26 protein-coding genes are annotated in these 21,939 nt (G+C 52.6%); 7 read left to right on the top strand and 19 right to left on the bottom strand.

What is annotated here, in order from left to right:
* Positions 1-376: 376 nt before the first annotated feature.
* A complete protein-coding gene (locus tag D3M70_RS30840) occupies positions 377-1,321 on the bottom strand; it encodes a DsbA family protein (protein ID WP_120129968.1) in 945 nt (314 codons plus the stop codon).
* A 747-nt stretch (positions 1,322-2,068) separates the two neighbouring features.
* The gene (locus D3M70_RS34365; protein ID WP_133306547.1) at positions 2,069-2,215 is read right to left on the bottom strand and encodes a TraR/DksA C4-type zinc finger protein; all 147 of its coding nucleotides are present in this window, start codon (positions 2,213-2,215) and stop codon (positions 2,069-2,071) included.
* A 493-nt stretch (positions 2,216-2,708) separates the two neighbouring features.
* Here D3M70_RS34365 and D3M70_RS30825 point away from each other — a divergent pair, with 493 nt between their 5' ends.
* The gene (locus D3M70_RS30825) at positions 2,709-2,960 is read left to right on the top strand and encodes a hypothetical protein (protein WP_120129963.1); all 252 of its coding nucleotides are present in this window, start codon (positions 2,709-2,711) and stop codon (positions 2,958-2,960) included.
* 99 nt (positions 2,961-3,059) lie between these two features.
* On the opposite strand, the gene D3M70_RS30820 is transcribed toward D3M70_RS30825, so the two are convergent.
* Together D3M70_RS30820 and D3M70_RS30815 are read right to left on the bottom strand one after the other, a co-directional pair.
* Positions 3,060-3,962 carry a hypothetical protein gene (locus D3M70_RS30820; protein ID WP_120129962.1) on the bottom strand — a complete coding sequence of 301 codons (903 nt, stop codon included), beginning with the start codon at positions 3,960-3,962 and terminating at the stop codon, positions 3,060-3,062.
* A 190-nt stretch (positions 3,963-4,152) separates the two neighbouring features.
* A complete protein-coding gene (locus D3M70_RS30815; protein ID WP_120129960.1) occupies positions 4,153-4,377 on the bottom strand; it encodes a hypothetical protein in 225 nt (74 codons plus the stop codon).
* A 121-nt stretch (positions 4,378-4,498) separates the two neighbouring features.
* On the opposite strand from D3M70_RS30815, the gene D3M70_RS33865 reads away from it, so the two are divergent.
* Positions 4,499-4,633: a hypothetical protein gene (locus tag D3M70_RS33865; RefSeq protein ID WP_256660046.1), complete on the top strand. Its 135-nt coding sequence runs from the start codon at positions 4,499-4,501 to the stop codon at positions 4,631-4,633.
* Between the two features lie 47 nt (positions 4,634-4,680).
* On the opposite strand, the gene D3M70_RS32160 is transcribed toward D3M70_RS33865, so the two are convergent.
* The 4 genes from D3M70_RS32160 to D3M70_RS30800 are packed head-to-tail and all read right to left on the bottom strand — an operon-like array spanning position 4,681 to position 6,116.
* Positions 4,681-4,839 (bottom strand): hypothetical protein, encoded by a 159-nt coding sequence (locus tag D3M70_RS32160; RefSeq protein WP_165869936.1) that lies wholly within the window; start codon positions 4,837-4,839, stop codon positions 4,681-4,683.
* A gap of 26 nt (positions 4,840-4,865) precedes the next feature.
* Positions 4,866-5,171, bottom strand: coding sequence for a hypothetical protein (locus D3M70_RS30810; protein ID WP_120129959.1), 306 nt, complete (start codon positions 5,169-5,171; stop codon positions 4,866-4,868).
* A 15-nt stretch (positions 5,172-5,186) separates the two neighbouring features.
* Positions 5,187-5,519, bottom strand: coding sequence for a hypothetical protein (locus tag D3M70_RS30805; RefSeq protein ID WP_120129957.1), 333 nt, complete (start codon positions 5,517-5,519; stop codon positions 5,187-5,189).
* Between the two features lie 30 nt (positions 5,520-5,549).
* Positions 5,550-6,116 carry a hypothetical protein gene (locus D3M70_RS30800; RefSeq protein WP_120129956.1) on the bottom strand — a complete coding sequence of 189 codons (567 nt, stop codon included), beginning with the start codon at positions 6,114-6,116 and terminating at the stop codon, positions 5,550-5,552.
* A 128-nt stretch (positions 6,117-6,244) separates the two neighbouring features.
* On the opposite strand from D3M70_RS30800, the gene D3M70_RS30795 reads away from it, so the two are divergent.
* On the top strand, positions 6,245-6,505 hold the full coding sequence (locus D3M70_RS30795) for a hypothetical protein (protein ID WP_133306546.1): 261 nt from the start codon (positions 6,245-6,247) through the stop codon (positions 6,503-6,505).
* On the opposite strand, the gene D3M70_RS30790 is transcribed toward D3M70_RS30795, so the two are convergent.
* Positions 6,491-7,027, bottom strand: a complete 537-nt coding sequence (locus D3M70_RS30790; RefSeq protein ID WP_120129953.1) for an Arc family DNA-binding protein — start codon at positions 7,025-7,027, stop codon at positions 6,491-6,493. The two genes, D3M70_RS30795 and D3M70_RS30790, sit on opposite strands and share 15 nt — an antisense overlap.
* A 1,564-nt stretch (positions 7,028-8,591) precedes the next feature.
* On the opposite strand from D3M70_RS30790, the gene mvaT reads away from it, so the two are divergent.
* Positions 8,592-8,963 carry a histone-like nucleoid-structuring protein MvaT gene (gene mvaT, locus D3M70_RS30780; RefSeq protein ID WP_120129950.1) on the top strand — a complete coding sequence of 124 codons (372 nt, stop codon included), beginning with the start codon at positions 8,592-8,594 and terminating at the stop codon, positions 8,961-8,963.
* A gap of 892 nt (positions 8,964-9,855) precedes the next feature.
* Here mvaT and D3M70_RS30775 read toward each other — a convergent pair.
* Positions 9,856-11,157 (bottom strand): HEPN domain-containing protein, encoded by a 1,302-nt coding sequence (locus tag D3M70_RS30775; protein WP_120129948.1) that lies wholly within the window; start codon positions 11,155-11,157, stop codon positions 9,856-9,858.
* 9 nt (positions 11,158-11,166) lie between these two features.
* Positions 11,167-11,994, bottom strand: a complete 828-nt coding sequence (locus D3M70_RS30770; RefSeq protein WP_120129947.1) for a hypothetical protein — start codon at positions 11,992-11,994, stop codon at positions 11,167-11,169.
* Between the two features lie 190 nt (positions 11,995-12,184).
* On the opposite strand from D3M70_RS30770, the gene D3M70_RS30765 reads away from it, so the two are divergent.
* Complete coding sequence (locus D3M70_RS30765) at positions 12,185-12,703, top strand: hypothetical protein (protein ID WP_120129945.1); 519 nt, start codon at positions 12,185-12,187, stop codon at positions 12,701-12,703.
* Between the two features lie 430 nt (positions 12,704-13,133).
* Here D3M70_RS30765 and D3M70_RS30760 read toward each other — a convergent pair whose 3' ends face one another.
* The 5 genes from D3M70_RS30760 to D3M70_RS30735 all read right to left on the bottom strand — a co-directional run bounded on the left by D3M70_RS30760 (position 13,134) and on the right by D3M70_RS30735 (position 18,051).
* Positions 13,134-13,529, bottom strand: a complete 396-nt coding sequence (locus D3M70_RS30760) for a hypothetical protein (RefSeq protein WP_120129944.1) — start codon at positions 13,527-13,529, stop codon at positions 13,134-13,136.
* Between the two features lie 417 nt (positions 13,530-13,946).
* Positions 13,947-15,431, bottom strand: a complete 1,485-nt coding sequence (locus D3M70_RS30750; protein WP_120129941.1) for a DUF5710 domain-containing protein — start codon at positions 15,429-15,431, stop codon at positions 13,947-13,949.
* Positions 15,432-15,546: 115 nt separating this feature from the next.
* The gene (locus tag D3M70_RS30745; protein ID WP_120129939.1) at positions 15,547-16,023 is read right to left on the bottom strand and encodes a hypothetical protein; all 477 of its coding nucleotides are present in this window, start codon (positions 16,021-16,023) and stop codon (positions 15,547-15,549) included.
* A 58-nt stretch (positions 16,024-16,081) separates the two neighbouring features.
* Positions 16,082-17,143, bottom strand: coding sequence for a helix-turn-helix domain-containing protein (locus D3M70_RS30740; RefSeq protein WP_165869935.1), 1,062 nt, complete (start codon positions 17,141-17,143; stop codon positions 16,082-16,084).
* A gap of 158 nt (positions 17,144-17,301) precedes the next feature.
* Positions 17,302-18,051, bottom strand: a complete 750-nt coding sequence (locus D3M70_RS30735; protein ID WP_120129936.1) for a hypothetical protein — start codon at positions 18,049-18,051, stop codon at positions 17,302-17,304.
* Positions 18,052-18,147: 96 nt separating this feature from the next.
* On the opposite strand from D3M70_RS30735, the gene D3M70_RS30730 reads away from it, so the two are divergent.
* Complete coding sequence (locus D3M70_RS30730; protein ID WP_177418497.1) at positions 18,148-18,996, top strand: hypothetical protein; 849 nt, start codon at positions 18,148-18,150, stop codon at positions 18,994-18,996.
* Here D3M70_RS30730 and D3M70_RS30725 read toward each other — a convergent pair.
* Complete coding sequence (locus D3M70_RS30725) at positions 18,991-19,299, bottom strand: hypothetical protein (protein ID WP_120129935.1); 309 nt, start codon at positions 19,297-19,299, stop codon at positions 18,991-18,993. The genes D3M70_RS30730 and D3M70_RS30725 overlap by 6 nt on opposite strands.
* A 57-nt stretch (positions 19,300-19,356) precedes the next feature.
* Complete coding sequence (locus D3M70_RS30720) at positions 19,357-19,950, bottom strand: hypothetical protein (protein WP_120129933.1); 594 nt, start codon at positions 19,948-19,950, stop codon at positions 19,357-19,359.
* A gap of 174 nt (positions 19,951-20,124) precedes the next feature.
* On the opposite strand from D3M70_RS30720, the gene D3M70_RS30715 reads away from it, so the two are divergent.
* Positions 20,125-21,105, top strand: coding sequence for an IS5-like element ISPre1 family transposase (locus D3M70_RS30715; protein WP_120129932.1), 981 nt, complete (start codon positions 20,125-20,127; stop codon positions 21,103-21,105).
* Positions 21,106-21,240: 135 nt separating this feature from the next.
* On the opposite strand, the gene D3M70_RS30710 is transcribed toward D3M70_RS30715, so the two are convergent.
* Complete coding sequence (locus D3M70_RS30710; protein WP_133306545.1) at positions 21,241-21,816, bottom strand: hypothetical protein; 576 nt, start codon at positions 21,814-21,816, stop codon at positions 21,241-21,243.
* Positions 21,817-21,939 lie beyond the last annotated feature (123 nt).

Genomic DNA, 21,939 nt, shown 5'->3' with positions numbered 1-21,939 from the left:
GGTTTCTGTGAGCTCACCTGCAAGCGCAGGGATCGTAGCGAGGTCTTCCCGCGGATCAATACGGCTGACCCATCCAGGTAGGATTCTGACGGTGTTGTTCACGAACAGGGAGCGAACAATTCTCGTTGCACGTGAAAGGGCGTACAAGGTAAATGCGCAAAAAAGCACGTAGCCAAGGGATCTGAGTATCGTGCCTTCGATAAGGAGAAAATGCCTAGGTGCATGCTCCACCAAACCGAAGTAAGCAGCAGCAGCAACCCCTATGGGCCAGCAGACCCCGCCGATGACGCTCGGAGTAGATCTGGAAGGTGATCCCGCCAATTCCACGCTCCTGGTAATGTGCCAAGCCTCAGCGTACTGAGGCTAAGCGACGGGACTACTTATCGACCTTGCCGGTTGAGCCTTCTTGCTCGACTGCGCTGTTGGGACCTTGTGCAGCCGCTTCTCCGGTTTGCTTGATGCCTACCGATCCATCGCCACCTTGCGAGCCATAGCCCAACATCTTCTGAGACACGACATCGCCGCCATCAACAGATTCTCCTTTCTCTTTCTTCTCCTCAGCCTGGGCGTCCGCCTTTTCGCTGTAGGCCATTTTTTTCATAATTGTCACAAAAGCGCTGATTGGCTGAGCGCCTGAAACGATTTCCTTTTCACCGGTCAGGTTGTCGATGACTACGGTCATAGGAGTGCCAGTAGCCCCGATCTTTTCACCCATTCGCATATGCTCGGCAATTCGATCTTTGTATTTGTTGGCCGACATGCATTCGGAAAACTTCGTCTTGTCGCCACCCAACCACTTGACCACATCGCTCAAATCCTTGATCCCGCCGCCGTTACCTGCTGACTTTTCGAAGACTTGGTCCAGGAACACCCAGAAGCCGCGGTTGCCTTTTTGGTCAGCAAAACATTCAGCTGCAGAGGCTTCGTCGGTTGCTGCTGGATTGTGGAATGAGAGCGGGAGATGGCGCCATTGCCAGTTAACTGCACCGTTTGAGCGGTCGACGATCTGTTTCAGGTTTGGATGCAGCCGCTTACAGAACGGGCATTCCATATCGGAGAATTCTGCGAGGGTGAAGCGTGCTTTGAGGTCACCGTAGACACGTGCGTCATTCGGAACCTCGTCGGCCGCTTTTGAATATTTCTCAAACTGAGCTTTGGCAAATGCCTCAATCTCAGCCTTTTCACGTAATTCGGCTGCTTTTTGAGCAACTCCTGACAGATAGCTATCACCCCAGAAATGCAGGGCGGCAAAGCTGACAGCCTGGCTCAGAGCAACCGAGACCAGAACTGTTGGGATAAAGGTTTTGAGGCGAAATGTCATGGGATATCCTGAGGTGGTAGCACATCAGGAACAGTACGAGCGATGCTGTTTCAGGGGGAGCCAATCAGCCCCCCGATCAGGGTGCAATCAACGAGAAGATACAAGCCGTAGGGACATCAAGGGCACAGCGCTAGGCGACCGAAACTGAATTGTCTGACCCTGCTCGATTGGAGCTGGGATCAAAGACCCCTCAAGAGCCATGAGACACGCGAGAATTGGTGGCCGGCCACTCGATAGAGAAGCTGTTTCTGCTTTGAACCTCGTTACCAATTGGCTGAGCGTTGCGTTACTCCAACTGCTACCGGGCAATTCCTGGCATCGTCCCCCAAGCAGATCGAGACGCTCGGTGACTGAGGAGAACATGTCCATTTGCTCCATCAGCTCGATAAAGCTTGAGCCGTAGCTTGCAAGAGTGGACGCCAGATTCGTCATTCGGACCTGGTAGTAAGCGGATTGATCCTGAAATGAACGGTAGAGGTAGATGTCGTTCCGGCTTAGCCCTCGTCCAGCTCCCTTAGCATCCAGGATACTCATGTTGCGCTGACAGTTAAGGAAACGGCATTCCTCCCGCGAGTAGCGCGCGAGTACGGAGCGGGCCTCCATGCGCTTAAGATAGAAATCTTTGCGCAGGCGCTTGAAAGTTGTCATTGCGTACATCTCTATTTCCTTCGTTCCGATAAACCTAACAGCGCATTGCACCAATGGCTGACCAGTCGGCCCCTCGCAATTGGTGCAATCAACTGGTGCCTAAGCCGATCGCAGGTGTCGACCTCTAGTCTCAAGGCGCTCTTGCTCGTCAACACAAAGCAGGGCTTCAGGAAGAACGAGCAACCGGGCAAGGCCGATCGGAGCGCCAGATTGCTCGCAGAATCCGTAGGAATCCTGCGCATTCATCCGTCCCAAGGCCCCTGACAGTGCGTTAATCCGCTGAGAGTCACGCTGGATCTCGCCGGCAATTCGTTGGCGAAGCTCCTCTCCGGACGCAGTATCGGCAGGATCAGGGTGAGACTCGAGTCTGAGCAACTCCGGGCGCTTCTCAACAATGTTCGAACGAAGGCCTTCAACCAATTTCAGGATCAGCTCGCTGAAAAAATCGAAGTTGGACGGGGCCCATGTAATCGTCAGCCGGCATCGCCAGCAGTTCGTCTTTGGTCATGCATACCTCCAGTGGTCGGGATTGAGATTCATCATCCACTGGAAACTAAAACTGCAAGCCCAGATTGACGCCGGTCTGCACACCGCTAACCCAAAAAGGATGTGAAAGGTTCTTTCCTGAAGCTATCTCCATAGGTGGCAACCAGAGGCCCATTCACCGAAACCGAACTATGCTTGCATCTCCCCGCGTAGGGCAGCCTTCAAACCGCTTGCCAGCACCACTGGAGCCTTCATGAGCAATCGTCCTATCACCGTAACGTTGAGCACGAACTTGCTCGATAGCCTAGAAGCCTTTGTCCGAACTCAGTCAGCCTACTTGAAGTTGGATCTGGTCTCTCTTCAGGGTTCGGAGGGAAAAGCTCTTGCTGGGAAAGGAGCCCAAGCTGCAATCGCCGTCACGAAGAGCTTAATCAATGAACTGCCCCTGCCCGAGCTTGGTTCACTTGGCGAGGCAATAGCCGAGCTTAGAGCTCCTAATTCATAGCCTCCGGAAACCACGGGGAACATTTTTCCCTCATAAAAAAACCGGCGATTGCGCCGGTTCAAATGAGGCCGCACCAACCAGCCCTGAGTCCAAATGGGGTCAATAAACGCCAATGGGGCCATTGATTCGGTCTGGTAGATAAAATGCTGAGCTGTCCGGCAGATGCTTGGCCAGTGCTCCAGCTACCTCTGCTGGTGTGACGTTCCCATTATCCAAAAATAGGATTTTGTCCATGGTCGAGGTAGTTTCAGAATTGATTGGAATTGCCACGATTCGCGAAGCATACCCACCTCTGTCAGAGGGCGCGAAACCGTCTGCTGCGAGTACTCCGCGACGCCCGATGAACACTTTTGCTGTTTTTTCACCTGCATTTGTCAGAACGGACCCTGTCCTGAACTGGCCATTTTCAAGGCTGATGACTTTCGTGACGTTTGTCACGGTGGCATCAAACATGAGGTTCATCTTCTTGGCGCAATTCGAAACCGCGGCTGAGGTATCAGCCGTATGATCAGCTCGCTCGAAGCAGACGAAATACCCCAGGTTTACTCGCGGGTCGTATTTGGGAGAGCCGGCAAGCAGGGATAGGGCCATGCCGGTGGCGCCAGCAGTGCCACCGACGACGTTCAATCCAAATGCTTCAAAATCTTTGCCATTTGGACCTGCGGGGGCTGCAACAGCCGAAATGTACTTCCTGGTCTGTTCGGCAGTAGCTGTACGCAACTGATTGGAGGTGAAGGATCCCGCCGGCGCAACTTTGAATGAAGGCATGCCCATAACGCTTAGCACTTTTTCAGCAGGAGTCGCATCCGCGGAGAACGTTAATGGGTGGGCATTCGCGTATTTCAACGTCACAACATCCGAAGCCCGATATTCGTACTCAACACCAGCGTCCGAAGCTTTATCTACACCTTGTCGCTGGGAGGTATTGCTTTTTTCAACGCTCGCGCACCCTGCGGCACTTGCGATTGCTAATGCAATCAGGGTCACACCAAAAATCTTCATTCTTCCGCTTCCAGTCGATGGTTTTGCTTACAAAAGAATGATTCCACAGAGGCACAAAAAAGCAACATTTCCAACCAGTTAGCACCTGCGGGCGTACGCTTGATGTGAGAGGGGCGAAGATTCCCAAAAAACCGAGGTCGTTTTAAGGTCGCTATCGCCCAGCGAATTGAGGCGATGCAGCCGATGGTTGCTATTTGATTTCGATGACCGTAATCATCATCGACGCAACCTTCTTCCCCAGCGCCAGCAGCGCGTCGTTGTACTCTTCCTTAGCCTGGCTGACATACTGCAGCAACTCCTGCAGATCCCCCACGTCGAACTCGGCAAGCTGGCGCTCAAGGCGCCACAGATCCCCCAGCGCCATCGCCACACGATGCAGCTCACATTCGAACGAATCAGTGTTGATCATGGCCATCGCCCGCATCCTTTCGCTTGACTGGCAAAGCGTCGTGATATCCCCGGAAAAAGCCCTAGAAGACGCCAGAAAGTCGTGATCACTAAATAGGTATCCCTAAGCCAAATCGGGATACCCGAACATGCAATTCCTTAAAAAACTCGCCACAGACGTGGCCACTGGTTTCATCCTTGCCGTCCTCGTCCAGGGCCTGCTCACCCCGCCGCAACCGCTCACCGTCACGGTGTCGATCGTCATCGTCCAGCTGTCGCGCTGATCATCGGGTTACAACGTTTCTTCCTCGCACACGTGCCCGCAAATCCTTCAACGGCTTTTTACCAAGTGGGGCTGGTCATCGTTCATACGATCGATCAGCTCCGACCGCGACAGGTCGTCATCGTCAATGCTCGTGTCCTGGGCCCGTGTCCGGATCGTCTCGACGGAAACAAACCGGTAGTCGTGATCGCAATCGTCCATGTCCATGTATAGCTATTCCTTCTTGGCTGCTTTCAATCTAGCCCAAGCTCCTGGGCAAGGTGCTCGCGCAATTCTTCGCGATTCGCAATATGCCGCGCCATAGCCTGATCTCGGCCCTCAATCGCATCACGCAAGGACTGCGGCGCAGCCGGGTCGTGCTTGGCGGCGCTCAGGATTTTGGCGAACAACCTGGCGCGAGCGAGCGAGACCTGCTGGCGGGCATACTCCTCGATCGGATCGCCGTTGGTGATGGCCGTGTACATGGCAGCATCAACGCGCGCCAGTTCTTCCAGCATGTGCGCCAGCTCGTCGAGGTCAAAGGACAAAGTGTTGGTCATGGTGCAGATCCTTTGTCAGGTGTCGGGATGGTTGGCCTTGTAGGCCGCCCACATTTCCGTCACGTCGTCAGAGTCGGCGACGAGTTGCCAGTGGCGCTGCTGCTGGTGATCAAGGCTGTGCCACCACATGGCGATTTCCATGCCCTGCTCTGCCAAGCTCTTATTCGCGCTGCGCTTGTTCTGCTTAGTGGTGAAGGTGTACGAGCCCCGACCGTCCGGCAGCGTACCGTTACCGGCCGACACGCCCTGATTTAGCATGTCGCAGACATCCTTGAACATTTCGGCAATGTCGGCTTCGTCGGGGGCCTCGAAGTCCATCGTTACGTTGACTTTGAACGGTTCGGTCATTACTGGCAGTCCTGCGTTTGTAGTTGGGTATCAGTTTTCGTCGGTGCGAAAGGCACGCCAGCGGGCCAGCAGCGGCTCGGGCCAATCCTTGGTTTCGTCGTGGGTCGCCCACTTCACCTGCAACTGATCAAAAATCGCCTGCCCGTTGGGCACCAGCGAATGCACCTCGCCGACTGCGCGTGAATCCATCCGGAGCGCTTCTAGACAGTCGTCAGCCAAGTCGTCGTCCAATCCGCGGAGAGTAGTGAGGTCGAAGGGGAAGTCGCCGCCGTTGAAAAGTCCAAGCAGGAACCGGCCACAAATCCGCGATTGGCCGCTGTACTCCAGCCCGATATCGATCACCCGCAGCAGCGCGGGCAGGCCTTCCTCCAGGAAGTCGTCGCGCATCTCGCTGGCGCCAGCCAGCAGCTTGGCTATCTGTTCGATTGGCAGCGGCAGTGCTTTAGCCTTGGCCTCTAGGGCGCGGCATTCGGCACAGACTAGAGCCCCGTCACGCATGGCGTCGTTACCGCAGGCGAGGCAGGGGCCGTAGGTCTGTGAATCGTTGATCGGGACTACTCTCACCCCGCCGATGAACATCGGTTTGTCGTCACTCATCACAGCCACCTTATCCGTTTGGTTACTGGCCACGGCGATTACCGTGGGTCTGGTTATGAGCTGTTGCCTTCCTAAGTGGGTTTTCATCTGCCAAACTACTGGTTATCCATACAGATGACAAACCAAAAATGGCAAAAGAACTCCCACCCTTTGCGCCGACCATGCTACCCGATCTGCGCCGGATCTACCGCGCATATCCGGCGCAGGAAATTCGCAACCTGACGATCGAGATTGAGCACTATCGACGCTTGGTCAAAGAGTTGGACGGCTGTTACGAGGTTGTCCAGCAGGCCTGGAACGACCTGCATGGCGGACACTTAATCGGCTTGTATTTCATGCAGCAGGCGATTTACCGAGAGCGCGAGCGGCTGCGCTCAGCGGGTCCCTAACACCTTCTGATTCATAGCGATCGCTGCCGTCAGCAGCGCGTACTGCTGGCGCTGCACCTGAACCCACTGCACCAATGCGTCGAGCATCCACTGGTTCATTGTAGTAGCGTCCATTGTGACATTTGCCACTCCATCTCGAATCGTCTCACGGACGTGAGGGGGGAATCGAAGCACGCAGTTACTGCGCGTCTTGCATAGTTCCAGATCGAAATCAGGCAGTTCAGCCAGCACGCGGGCGCTGACTTCCTCCCCCAGATTTGCCTTTAAAATGTTCAGCATGGCGACTGAGCGCACACGCCCCCCCAAGGCGTCGAGAATACCGGCTACGGCTTCGGAGTTCATGCTTCGCCCTTGATGTCGGCCGATTCCGGCCAGTTCGTCAAAGAGCTCCTGATAACCACGGATATTAAATTTGTCAGCGGTTCTGCTGTCGTACTTCGGGCGGGGTGCTGGCCCATTTCGAACGGCATTGAGCGCGCGATTTAGTGCGGCCAGGGCGATCGGGTTTTGTACAGATGGCATGCGTTTGTCCTGTGATCTTGCAGGTGTCCCTATGCGTAAGCCGCGGATAGTAGCTAAGTAGCTGCTGGATGTCCTCGCACCTTGGTATCAGAATCCAAAATCTAAGCAAAAGAAGCCCAACGTGGACGCCAAGAACCGATAACAGCAGTCGGGGCTTGCTACCAACTAGGTCAGGGTGCAAATGGTTTCGAGTAAATTCTGGCCAAAAAAAACCCGCACAAGGCGGGTTTCTTTCCTGACGAATTACAGCGCTATACCGTCGACTTTTGTCACTACGTGGACCGCTTCAGATGCCTTTGATTCGTGCCGGGGCGCTAACTCAATCCAAGTGCACTGGAACGTAGTGCTGAATCGCTGGCATACGGGAACGATACGCGAAGAGCCGGTATACAGCCGCGGATCATGATCTGGGATGGAGGGAGCGCTTTTGGCACACCCAACAAGCATCACGAACAGCAGCGGTACGAGCATTTTTTTCATGGAGGAGCTCCGATAATACGCGAACCCCTCCCCCTGCGGGATAGAAGCCCGCGAGGGTGGTTATATGCTGCATAACAGCTGGTTGGCCAGAGGCCCATGACAGGCAGCTCAAGCTGCCTCATCAATTCAGAAATCATAGCGAGTGAGCATGACGGGCTGCAACAACCCTAGCCAAAGCACAATGGCTGATCATTAAACTGGCATGCAATGTCCACCCTTGAGCGTTACCGGAGGCCTTGATTTCGAGTGAGCCGTCTTGAAACTCGACTCTGAGAGAAGTGCCGGAATCTCGTGGTACTCGACTGCAAAGGATTTGCTCAACCTTGTCCTGCAGCTCCTGGCGTAGCGATCCAACAACAACCGGTGTACCTACGCTTCCATACACCCCATACCCAACGAATAACCTAACGTCCATGCGACGAGTGTCCAAACGATCTGTTTGCGCGCTCATTGAGGTACGGCGCACATCGAGTGACACTAGCCGCTTTGTTTTTCCATTCTCAAGAGCGAAAGACTCTCCGCGGCTGCCAGCATGTATGGCATTGGCGTCCTTGAAGAATTGGCCGATCGGAGCCAAGAGATCCATCGCGCAGTCAGCGAACTCTGGCCAGAGAATTGACGAGTGGTGCGATTTTTTAGCCATTAGTCTTTATCCAGGACGTCGCAGTTTTATCGAGGTTTGTAGCTGACACCGGCTTGGATTGATCCGAGGATCCAGTACAACTCCGAATTGGCAGCTTGCGGGCGTCCAATGCTGAGAAGCCCCGTATCTCCACGCCCCGCGTGGGAGCCAATAATGGAACGGTCGTCACCTTGCTTCGAAAAAAATCTTGAGTCGTGCTCAAAGGCACCTCCATATCAATAATTCAATTGAACAGGAGTTTCCGAATATGCAAGAAAAAATGGCCCGCTCTTGCTGGGCCATAAAGGGGGGTAACACAACTGGACCCCGATCATCGCAGACGCTGCACCGGCTAGAATTGCCAATTGGCCCCTGTTTCGAGTCTTGCCCCCTTCGCTGACCGAAGCGAAGCCTTTAACATAAGCGGCCTACGACCCCGCTGATGCACCAATGGAGAATTGCATGTCCCTCATCAATGAATACCGCAGCACGGAAGAATCGATCAAGGAGTTGCAGCGCCGCCTCGAGGAACTGTCCAAAGACGATCGGTTGGCAAAGGAGTTGGAGTTCGAAGGTAAGCTTCGGTCCCTAATGGGCGAATATCAAAAATCTCTGCGCGACATCATCGCGCTTCTTGATCCCCAGGCTGGGCGCAACTCCTCGTCCAAAGCGAATCCTCAGGTCAAAGCGCAGCGTCGTGAACGCGTAATGAAGGTCTATAAAAACCCTCACAACGGCGAAATCGTTGAGACCAAAGGTGGCAACCACAAAACTCTTAAGAATTGGAAGCAAGAGTACGGTGGCGACACTGTAGAGTCGTGGGTCCAAGCCTAACGAGGGCCAACAAAGCTCCTCATTCGAGGGGCTTTTTTTATGGCCTCAGTGTCAGATTAGAGATGTTTTGAGGGGCAGATATTGCGCCCGTCCCAAACCACTGGCATTATGCAGCCTCTTCCACCGGTGCATGATCATCGGTCTGGCGTATAGCCAAGCTGCTTGCAGCATTCTCTGAAACACCTTCCATACCCTATTTCTGTTCACCCTCCACCCTTGGTGGGAGGTTGCACGTTGCTTGATTTTAGACGTCCAGAAGGCTGCCACTGTCCATAAAGCTGGGATACACATTTTTGTGTATCCTGTTCAGAAGATTCTTCTTCTGGACGGCGAGGTCAGCAGTCGGTGCCTCGGATGATCCTATCCAAAAAACAACTGCAGTCGCAGATGGTAAGAGAATGAGCTACATCAAGTACGCGCAAGCCGAACGAAAGGGCCCATTCGCCTCCACCCTGCACTGCAGGGTTTTTTCCAGGAAACTGGCTTACCAGGCTTAGGCAAAACACCACTCCGGTGGGAAAGATACCCGACTTCGGTCGGGTTTTTTTTTGCCTTTGCAATAACCAACCTTTGACCAATACACGATCAACGCTGAATATAATTTCGCGAACAAATACACGACTTTTCGTAAAACGCTACAGCAGATGCATCATCCATATTCGTTGGGCAAATTTGGATTACCTTTGATGTGTTAATGCATGCGCAACCATCCTCGAAATAAGCGCGATTGAGCCGCATCACGTCAGTAGCCAAAGAACGCTTCGCATGCAAATCTGTTCCCTCGCCCATTTCACGTACCATTTCAAAATCACCTACTAATATAGTAGCTCATATTTTAGGTCTACCGATTTTGCCTTTGCTGTCAGTCGGCTCCAAACACAAGCTTTTATTATCATTCCGTCGGACGCTCAACTGACACATCCGATGCGGCCACCGACTCCTCTCGTGACATCTTATCTAGAAAACGAAAATATCTAGATTGAATGTCAACAGCTTTACCTTCAGCGATTAAATCTCGGTGCAATCTGAGACATGATAAAATTGTCGAGCCGGCGACGTCTTTTGCCAGGTCCAGCGTATCATCTCTCAAGTCGAACTTTCCCGAATGAACCAGATCAGATCGCTGACGGTATAGGTCCTTCACGACATCGCTGTATTTTTCGTGCAAATGAGATGGGTAACTTAGCCGAGAAACGAAGCCAGCCAACGTCTCTTTGATTTTCTGTTTCTCCGAACGAGCAAAGAGCGACTCAATAGCAATCATGTATGACAAGAAATTCATAACATGGTCGCGCCCATTATAGGCCTTTGAGAAGAAATACAGTGCGCTTCGAATACGCGAAAACACCCTATCATCAGAATAAAAAATTAAATTGACGAAATACTCAAAGTCATTTTCTTTCGCAAACTCCATGAAACGCTCATTATAATTCCCACCAATGTTGGATCGCACATTAAGGGGATTTAACTCAACACCACCAGAATCCTTGTTTATTAAAAAACAATGATGAATATCGCGCTGTCCTTGCGACCAAATGGCACCTGGCGAACCAGACATCGCTGTAAACAGCTCGAACACCCTTCGAAAATGATTGAATTTTGTTATAGCAGAAAATTTGACAGCATCTTCAGACCCATGCATTTCAAATGAAAGAAGGGCATTTTTCTTGAAAGCAGAATTACTCACATTATCGCGCGAATAATGCACATAATCTTCATAAACCAGCTGCGAATATCCATATTTTCTGTTCAAAAAATCATTCAAATCAGAATGGGATTTTTTTGGCTCAGTTAGCACAAACCTTCCTATCTGGAACTCGCCGCTTAATGGCTTACGCTCCATGAAGGTATTGAACCCGACTGGGAAGATAGCTACCCAGTCCCGGAATCCGTTGGTTTCCTTGATGTAACTTATCATCCTATTGCAAATCTCAACTGGATCACGCACCTCATAATCGACCACTAGGCAGTTAATGATCGTCATGAGAAACTCATAATCGAGGTGTTTACAAGCATACTCTGTGACGAACAAGGCTCTACAGAGGGGCTCATCCTGCTCAAAAATGTGAAACGAACCTTGGTAATCTTCCTCATTCTCCCTTTCACGGTCTTTTACATATTGACCAAGGAGATAACGCAGCCTGCTAACCACAGGTTTAACTTTGAAAATCTCAACATTGTCAAGATCAGCCATTTCGCGAACTCATTCTTTAGGTAGCTCAGCCAATACATCTTTTGCTGCAACTGTAATTAGACAGCAATAAAACAACCACCCACAGATGCTGGCTAGCAAGAGCCCAACACCGACCCAGCTTGAGGTCGCGTCAAGAACTCGCGCAGAAGCCTGTAAGCATACGCCACCAAGAACTAGGAGACGCATCGGTCCCAAGCAAAGTTTCTCTCTTTTACTCAGACTCGCCTGTATTTTGAATGCCTGTTCCCAGTTAATTCTGCGAGCGATTACACCAGCCACCAATAATGGCTCCAACCTTCCACCCATAACGATGAACAATGGCATCAAGCTCAGTTGCTGCTCAACTGCTGTAGTGTAGAGAATCACTAAAAGCGTACGCTTTTCTGGATTGAGCAATTCTAATGGAAATGTAGTCCGAGGCAGATCACCCTGGCTCCACGCAGATAAATCTGCTCCGAACATGGCCGCCAATGTAATTAGGTTTAGAACGCCTCCTATCACCAGCGCCAAAGGCGCTGCAATCTTGAAGAATCTCCGCCAAGGGGATCCCTCGCCAATGCTTTGGCTAATCACCAGAGAGCCAGGCAGCATTCCCGACTTCCACGCACTCATCGCAATAATGATGAATACCAATGGGCTAGCCAGGCTGAATAAGTGGAAGGCCGTTTTCCCTACCGTTAAGAGCAGCAAGATCGCCGTCATCGCGGCGAAAAATGTCAGCGCCAAGAAGAACGGGAGCACTCGGAGTGCCACCGGAACAGCCTCTGCGATCCAAACCGGCCATCGGCCGAAAGAAAGGCTCGTGTTGGCCAAGCGAGTATTATCAATCGTCGACAAAAAAATATCCTTTTCAAGCCCAGCTTCTGCCGGCGCGTTACTCAAACCCTAGGGCTTACCCAGGCATGGCATAACATTCGAAGGCTACTACGGGCTTTTACACTTGCAACCCTGCAGGCTGATCGCAGGCAGGCTTGCACTTCTAAGATCTGCTGCATCCTCAAGGCTTCTGACCACAAGGAACCTCGTAATGCTGCCAGACACAAACACCCTACCGTATTCAACGCTGCCGCTCACTCCAGAGAAGATGTTCGAAATCTATGGCCCCTACTGTGTCGCCTTCGAACAGGCTGTCTTTAACGCAATGAAGCATTTACTCCAAGATCAGTATCAGGGAGGGGCGTATGAGTTGCGTCAATATCCCAACGGTGCTGTAGCGCTGGTGCTACCTGAAAGTGGCAAGGTCACCGCCCGCTACGGGATGGCCGAGGAATCTCTAACCTTTGAAGGCGCTTCCTTTGCGGCGAACATCATTGCCTTGGGCCAACTGCTCGAGGTCGCACACCAGCGAAGCGACCACACAAATCAACAGCGCCAGCATTACCAGTACTACGGCATCCTTGATGCGCTCAGAGGGAGCATTGACGTCATGGTCGATCCGACACACCCAGAAGGACACCGGGCCCCGACCGATGAGGAACGGCACCAGCTGAGCCCGATCGCCAAAGGTCATGCTGACCAACAGGCAATTATGCGTCTCATTGACTAATCAACTTAGGATCCCCGAAGTGGCGCCGATTGAAGGCTAACAACATCGGCGCCGGCGTAGCCTCAAGCCTGTCTAAACGCTTGAGGTTTTCATTGTGCTGACAAGACAAACGCTTGCTGCGGGTCTAGGCATTGGTACGCTACTGCTGATTGGATTTAGTGCTGCAGTGAGCAATGGGCTCTTGGCAGCTGGGCTACCCACTGAGTTCCTCAGCTTCGATACGCCCAAGGAGGGATGCGAAACGGATCTCACTGCTCCAGGACCATCTATGTCCTTTGCTGATGTGCATCCGCCTATACACGATCTGATCATCCCCCCGAACGCCGGCGAATACTGCAGCGAAGCACCATCGATTGGCCATACGCTCTAAAACAAAAAGCCCGACTCGCAGTCAAGCAAGCCGGGCTTTTTGTCGTCTACATAAACAGAATTAGCATTCCGTCAGCAGCAAACCTGTCTCATCCAATAACTCTTGGGCATGAACAAGTCTGGCGCTTCTTACATCCACATTCATGTACGGCCACGAGGCTCCGATCGCATCGCACAAAGCTCCAATAGCGTCGATCAAATTCCAATACGTCGCCTTTCGTTGCATACCAGCAAAATCGCTTGCGTACCCTCTCAGATGAAGCATAAAGCCTTCAGCATTCGCCAGATCGAGATAGCGTGACAGTTTTAGGCACGCCCCTATCTGCAGCGAGGTGCCGTAGACCTGAACGAAACGCCTGCCAGCAGTAATACTAGCTTTCAAAAGCCCGTCTACCTCATCCTGGTGATACTGGACAAAACGCGCGGCTTCATCGTTTTGGTTTAGCATTCTGGACATGGCAATCTCCGTAATAGTCGAGATCCCATCCCCGCTCGGGGATCGAGATCCCCAAGGGTTTCTTAAATGTGCTGCAGTGAGCAGCTGTCAGTCGAACATGCACATGTTCGAGTGAAGTAGTCATTAGACCATCAGTTGGGCTGCGGCGTAACTCCCTCCCTAAGACCAGAGGCCTCCTCCTTTCGACACAGTGGCTTTTTATCATCGCCGTAGACCATTGCCATCCGAGGAGCCTTATCGCCTTCCATAACGCTCCAAAGGCAGCCATTGCGGTCTTGCAGAATTGCCCCCTTCCCGATAGGCATCGAGACGCTCTCTAGACGAGCAATTAACTGCCGAGAATTGTCTTCCTGCGGATCTGCGCTGCAAACGACTGGCACCAGAATAAATGCACCAAGAAGAACCTTTTGGGTTGCCTTACGCAATGCTGCACCAGTGCCAATCATTTTGCGTCTCTCCCTTCATCTTCAACTGAACGAGCATGGTTTTAGTAGGTGTTACCCAGGCTAAGGCGTCCTCTCGCAGGCGCAGTTTCGTAGCACTAGGTTTCCAAAAAATCTCGTCGATTCCCAGAACGACTTTTGTCGCCACCGAGGCCACGAAATCTTGAGGAAAATGAGTTGGACTCTGACTGGCCGCCACTAGGGAGATTCCAAATTTCCTAGCTTCCTTGGCGATTGTGTTGATGATGTTGTCTTCACTCTCATCTGCGAAGACGTGGGCTTCATCGAGAATAATTACGTCTCGGATGCTGTCCTGCGGTCCCCGCTCCAGAGCAGCCAAAAAGATTTCCTCCAGGCGAAAGAGCACAAATAGCTTGCGCTCCGTCATAGACAACGCTTGAAGGTTGTAACGCCATACCGGATTGGTCTCGCTGAAAGGTGGCTGCGCCGGCTTGAATATTCCGATCGCATCGAGATTGTGAAGACGGTCGACGACAGATTTGAGCACATCGGTGCTGTCGTACTTCATCAACGAGGTGAGTTCTCTACCGGTGGTTATCGACTCAACATAGGTTGTGTACGAATCAATCGCTTTTGCCTTGGCTTTATCTAGGTCAACCTTGGCGGCTTCGTCCTCGAAATTTGCCTCACCCTTACGAAGCGCCTGCATAACCTTTTTGCGGTAGGAGGATGATGCCCTGTTGGCCACCTCCAGATATCCCACAGCTTCAGCACTCGTCCCCAGGAACGACTGCTGATGGATGTTCTGGGCCATTCTCAGAACATCTTTGATGCTTGGATGAGTACGAGCCATGAGTTTAGGTGGCCAGCGAGTAACTGGGCCTATGTATTGATCTTGGGGAACAAACCACGAGTAAAGTGGACCACCACTCCAACGGGCACCAAGAGCCTTAGCCTCGTCTTTCTCAGCTTTCGGAACGTCGATGAATAAGCGATCGTCGTGACCGTCAGTCATCATCACAGCAGTTTCATCTTCGACCAACCAGGTTGATGGGTCGTCGGCTTTGAAACCGTACTGAGCGTACACGTCCATTAGCAGATTACGAAGGCAGGCCTCCTGCTTGGTGCCCATCGCACGCATGCTCCGGTCCATCGTCGAAATGAAGGCTTGGACCCGCTTACGAATACCCCCGAAGTGGGGATCAGGGTTCACTCGAAGTGGGTTAAGGCCCCAGTTTGACCGCTCGCTGAAGCGCACTTCAGAGGCGCCGCGAATTTCAAGGTCGCCATGGATATCGAACACGTGAATTCTTGGAATGTCCTGCCCAGAGGTCTGAAGCATGTGGGAGATCATTTTTCGTAGGAGGTATGTCTTACCGGCGCCGCTCATCCCCACCAGCAGGGTATGGCCGTTCACCAGTTTCTCCGAATCCCAAATGATTTGAACTTGCTTATCTTTCCTGAGCTGGACTGCGTCGAGGCCGAACCGTATTTGCATCTGTTGAGCGCCCTAGTAACCGTCTGGCCCGATGAAGCGGACCTTATGGTGGGAACTCTATTTTGATGGGTTGAACGCAGGGGCTGTGTCTGCCCCGCATCCGGGCGCCGATCCACTAGGCAGCTTTGACCAAGCGTAATCCATGCTTCTGGCGCTCAATGCGAATCTGGGATTGGGTCAAGGGTTCTCCGCTTGTGCTCGAAAGCGAAATTGCTTCGGCCAAGGTCGGCTGAAGAGAAATGTGATCTACAACTCCTTCGATCATCACAGCTGCGGCCGCGGCACGAACTAAGTCTGCAAAGGAATCAGCCGTCAGCTCGAAGCCTTCCCCACTCAAAACCTGCTCCCCAGCATCACAATCGATGCAGAGCATGTAGGCCAGACGGTGCTGCCAGTCGTCTTGAACGGACAAAATGGCCAATGGATGTACAAGCAAATTCTCGCCCGCCTGCCTCCACAGGCCCTTAGAAACCGCAGAGTCCATCGCATTGATCAAGGCTTTCTGGACATCCGCGTAAGAAATGGTCATCACTTCCATGGACAGGGAACTGGCGATTACCGCGATGTAGGGGCTGACATTTAGCAGTGGCATAGAATTCTCCTTTTGAGCGTTAAAGATAACCGGGGAGGCATAAGTGCAACGTCCGGTGCTAGCTCGTTTGTTCTGAAGGATCAGAATTCGCAGCGTTAACTAACGCCAGACCTATCTTTTCAGCATCTCCAGCGTCAAGCGCAACTTCGATGTGATGCGCTCCCAGCGGCACCACGAGCTTCACGGCACCATCTACAAGTCGCACTGACATCCTAGTTACGCCTGCAGCAAGCTTAACCGCGGAGAAGTCGGGATCTGAGAAACTGATACCGCTAGTAGGCCCTAGAAGGTAATTTTTGGTTTCGACAGGTAGGGACTCAAATGCAAGCTCAACGACGCCAAAGCGCTCTCGCATTTTCCAACCAAGGTTCTCACCATGCATGATGTTGAGAGTCACGTCCGAGCCCATACCAGGTAACCCCGTAAGGTCTCTAATGGGCAACCAAAGCCCCTCAGTCAGATCAAGTTGGTATTCGGCTCGGCGATCACCCTGCCGGCGATTGAACTGCCGCCGATCTGCTTTGCGACGAGTCTGGATCGGTTCGCCACGTTCATCATATCGCTCGGGCCAAAGCGCCTGCGGCGCCACTCCCAAGCAGGTGGCCACAAGGGCTTGCATTGGGGCAGATCGCGCACTTCCAAGATTATCCAGCGCTGACCTCGGAACACCGATATGCGAGGCCAAAGTTCCAAGCACAAAGCCTCGTTCACGCAGGGCCGACTTTATCCAGGACAATCGGGCAGGATCTTGGGCTGGCATATCACTAACCTCTACGGAGATCAGAGCGTGTTCCTCGACCATAGCAATGAAAAGCGGTTTTGGCTCCTCAATTGTTGGCAAAGCAAACAAGCCAGGCATGAGTCCCTCAGCTTTTCTCTGAAGGTCACCCGTCCACGGCCCATCATAGCGCTCTGGGAAAAGAACCTTTTCCTCTACGCCAAGCGCTCTGGCAATTACGGTTTGAGCGGCCGGGTAGTTTTTCTTTCCTGCTGAGGCAATTCCAGTGACCCCGGAAGCCTTTGACAACGACTTGAGGGAATGTCCTTTTTTACTTAGCGCGACTTTGATCGCGTGCCACCGAAAGGCCGGCGGAATATCCGGATACTGTTCTGTCGTCATACCAAACGCCTCTAGGGTTTGGGAAGACGCTCTCATGGGATTTCGAACATGCAAGGCAGCCACCGAAGATCAGTTCCCGAGTCAACCTCCATCTGATTCGGTATTTTTTCCATCTGGCTAAACGATACATGAGCTTGATGGACGAGCATAGATGACCGTTATTGAGTCTCACATTTGTCGGTTGATCGCTTGGATTTCCAAGCTACAAGCCCTGCCGCAACGATGCATCCTGTTGCACAAACTAACGCAATCGCGCCATAGATAAGCTGGCTCGACAGGTAGGCTCTCGCCGAATCAGCAGCGCAAATTGCTGCACAGATAAACAAGACACGTGCACTGGGTCCCTTCTTGCGGCTGATTAGGGCTGTTCCTTTTGACCACACCACCGCATCCTCCAGCTCCTTCTTGGCTCGCTGGATCTGCTTTCGAAACTCTCGGAGCGAGTCATCGTTCCTTTCGTAGTGCATCACAGGAAGGTCGAACAAATAATTTGCCAGGTGACTCACCATTTTTTGCCGGCCAGCAGGAATCGTCCGAATGAACCCCAAGCCTTCATGGACCACCTGCAGAGCTTCATATATCTGGAAATCCCATTCTTGGTTTTCTGGAATGGAGTTTCGGACGATGCATTCAGTCAAATCCACTGACTGGCCCAGCCCATGCAGTTCCAACACTCGAATGAGCTCGGATTCCTCACTCCAATCCTTTCGCACGAAATACCCGTTTTCACGGCCTGGGCTACATATCGCTTCCAGAAGCTCAACAGTTGCAGCATCAGGGTCGTGATGAAAATCGAGTTGAAATACCGCAGTCATTCCAACGTTACGCAAGTCAGTAAAAAGAGAGTGGGTATCCAATGAGTAAGCTCCGTCGTCAGCTATCAGAATCCCAATAAAACCTTGCGCCATGACGTAGATCGAGCCCTGTAGAAGGTGCCGATGCTGGACTCTTGCAAATTTGAAAGCTGCTGGAAAATTGCGGCTATCACAACACGAGTCCTACAGATGAACGAACAAATACACCCGTGGAAGACGGCCTATCACTCGGGAATGACTGCCAAGTCAGATTTCAGGGCCATCGCTGACCTTGGGATGCCGATCGGCGTGGTTGCGAACGCACTTACGCTTCCTCAGCTAATGCTTGCTTTACCCAATTTCCTCAATCAAGGGGGGCATGCTTTCGTAGACAGTGGTGCATTCACTGCTTTTCAGAAAGGCACTAAGATGGACTGGGATGAGGTGGTATGGCGTTATGACGCGCTGCTTCTGAACACTCAGCGGCCGGACTGCCTCAGCATCGTTGCGCCCGATGTTGTGGGTGATCAAGTAGCTACGATTGCTCTTTGGAGAAAGTACGCAAGCAAGGTCAACAAGTGGATTAGTTTAGGAGCCCGTGTCATCGTGCCCTTGCAGGTGGGATTCATGACCGGCGGCGATCTTCTCGAGTTGGCCTGTGAAATCTTTGGCAACCGCAAATTTGCCTGCGGTATTCCATCTAATGCTGCAGCGATGAGCGCACAAGATGCGAGCACAATACGGCACAACGATTTTCATGTACTCGGGAGGGTAGTTCTTACCACCGAGCTACGTGCAAAGGTGGACGCGATTCTGCGCCACAATCCAGATGCTCTGCTGACAGCAGATGCAAACTGGCTGAGGTCCCGAATCTCAAAAATTTCAAAGATCCGAGAATCTCTGACTCCGTTCTCAGGAGATTTTGAAACTCGCCGAATGCGCGCCGTTCAGACAGTTCTTCTCCGCGAAGCCTACCCACAGCAGAATGACGCCACCTTACCTCATAATCAGGCAATTCGAATTCCCAGCATGGGAAATTTTCAAAGGAGCTGCTCATAATTCAAAGAGTTGAACATGCTCCCCCTCCACGCCCTTGTAGGCCAAGGCCCGATCAATGCCTGCGATGGTTGGATAGCGCATCCAGAATACTGCGCCGCCAGCCTGAATCCTGTGAGTCATTCCGCGGGCCTTGTAAACGTCATCCCAGCCTCGACCACCAAAACCTAAATCGTGTCTAGCTTGGCCACTCTCATTGCCTTTAGGCAGCAGACATGCCCTGGCCCCCTGCTCAACCGCTACGTCAAGGGACGCGACAGGCCATATGACCCGAAAGAAATTGCCTAGTGTCGCCATGATTTCCATTTCAAGCATCCTGCTGATGAATACCGTCAACGTACAGAGCCCCTGGCGTATGAGTGCCTAGATCTGTCCCGCAAGTTGGGCTGGTTCGACATCTCGATTAGCGAGGGGCGGAGAAACGGATTGAGAGCCTTCGGCCTTTTTGAATGCAGCAACCAACCACTCATACAAGCCAACAACACAGAGGGTCAGCCCCCCACCAAGCAGTATTGTGAGGATGGTGGCGCAAGCAAAAAGATGGGGGGAAACAACTGTTTTCAAAGACGCTGCAGCGACGAGTGCGAGCATCCATAGAACGCACATAAATTTGAGTAGCAATTTCAAACGTACGTGGGAGACATGAAAAACGAAGACACACAAAGCTGAAGTCAAACTCGAAGCGATGATGTCGATCGACACATGGGCGTGAGGGCCCGTCAAGCATGAGATCAGAATGGCGGTTAGCACCCCCGCCCAGGCTATATGTGAAATTCGCATGGAAATCTCGAAACAGAACGTGGACACACATGATCTCTGGCTTGCGATGAAAGTAGGTTGCCAATCTGAGCCTTTTGAGATGCCGCATATCTGTCCGCGTTGGGCACTGATTTTGAGGTAATCAATCCAGGTAAAGGCGTCGGCCGGATGGGCTGTCCTGAGAGGGAACCGATCCACTCCCAGTTCCCGAGTCCTGGTGCTGTGGGATGGGAATGAGCTCGTGGACTGAAATTGGCTCTGGGGTACTCAGCGAAATAATTCGCCCGGCCTCCGGTGGAGTAGCTAAGGAAACTCTGAAGAAGACTTCCAGATTTTGGCAAAATACCCGGATTCCACCCGCTGAGTTTCCCCATGAAGCAGATGACCTTCGCTGACGCCGAGTACGCCGGTAAGCGCAAACAAACCCGCAAAGAGTTGTTCCTGATCGAGATGGATCGGGTGGTGCCGTGGAAGGGTTTGATTGCCTTGATCGAGCCGCATTATCCCAAGGGTGAAGGCGGTCGTCCGGCCTATCCGCTGATGACGATGCTGCGCGTGCACCTGATGCAAAACTGGTTCGGTTACAGCGATCCAGCGATGGAAGAGGCGCTGTACGAGACCACCATCCTGCGCCAGTTCGCGGGGCTGAGCTTGGAGCGTATCCCCGATGAAACCACCATCCTCAACTTCCGTCGTTTGCTGGAGAAGCACGAACTAGCCGCCGGCATCTTGGCTGTCATCAATGGCTATCTGGGCGACCGAGGGCTGTCGCTGCGCCAAGGCACGATCGTCGATGCCACGCTGATCAATGCGCCGAGTTCGACCAAGAACAAGGACGGTAAGCGCGACCCGGAAATGCATCAGACCAAGAAGGGTAACCAGTACTACTTCGGCATGAAGGCGCACATCGGTGTCGATGATGAGTCGGGCTTGGTGCACAGCGTGGTGGGCACGGCGGCCAACGTGGCCGATGTCACCCAGGTCGATAAGCTGCTGCACGGCGATGAGAACATGGTCGGTGCCGACGCGGGTTACACCGGCGTCGAGAAACGCCCTGAACATGAAGGCCGGGAGGTCATCTGGCAGATCGCCGCCCGCCGTAGTACTTACAAGAAGCTTGATAAGCGCAGTGCTTTGTACAAAGCCGCGCGCAAGATTGAGAAGGCCAAGGCTCAGGTACGAGCCAAGGTCGAGCATCCGTTCCGGGTGATCAAGCGCCAGTTCGGTTATGTGAAGGTGCGCTTCCGTGGTCTGGCGAAGAACACGGCGCAACTGGTGACGCTGTTCGCGCTGTCGAACCTGTGGATGGCGCGCCGACATTTACTGGCGAATGCAGGAGAGGTGCGCCTGTAATGTGGGAAATGGCTGCCGCGAGGTGCTCGCGGCGGCTAAAAACACAGAAATAAGCGGGTGATCTGAGCGTTTTTGATCGATTTGCCGCTTTTAAAATCGGCAGGGGCTGAAGTCAGCCAGAAATACACAACTACTTCAGACCATCCCTAAGTACAATGGTGGGCTTTCATAGCTGCCAGCTCCTTCGTTCCTCAGCAGCCACGCCATCCACAGAAATAGGATCACAACTGCAGTTGCTCCTCCCATTAACAACTTTTGGAGGAAGCTGATGGCCTCATCGTCAGCTTTAGTTGGGGTCGCTACCGCGATGCTTTCAAAGTCATTTGTCGCGATCGTTCTATCCAGGTTGGTTGGGATCGAATAGACGATATTTAGAACTCCACCTCGCTGCATCGTTGCACTTAACACCTTCGCGCCGTTGCCTTTCATACGAACAATGGCTTCGCTTAGCGAATATGCCTCGCCCGTCACTGTTCCTCCCATGACGGCATTGATGCCTCGAGTATCCGGAACTCGACAATGATCGGCTTTGTACCGGCCTGGACATACCTCGATATGAATCGCATCGTCTCCGCCTGCAATCTTCCTCCACTGATCTTTATTTATCCACATCTGGTAGGAGAAGGAACGGGTCTGGTCTGAATTAAGTGAGTGCCATTCCGCATCTGCACGCGAGGCAGTCGCATCCATCTGATTGGCGGCTGATGCCATCAGGGTCTGACCGGTAAGCAGAAGTAGAAAGAAAAGATATAAAGTTGGCGGCGGCAAAAACTGAGTGCAACACCTGACCTTTCCGGTACGGTGCTGCCCCTATGTCTTATACCGAACTCAGCG

The organism is Pseudomonas sp. LS-2 (assembly GCF_003605735.1).
Classification (GTDB): domain Bacteria; phylum Pseudomonadota; class Gammaproteobacteria; order Pseudomonadales; family Pseudomonadaceae; genus Aquipseudomonas.
This window is presented reverse-complemented; position numbering and strand designations above follow the sequence as displayed.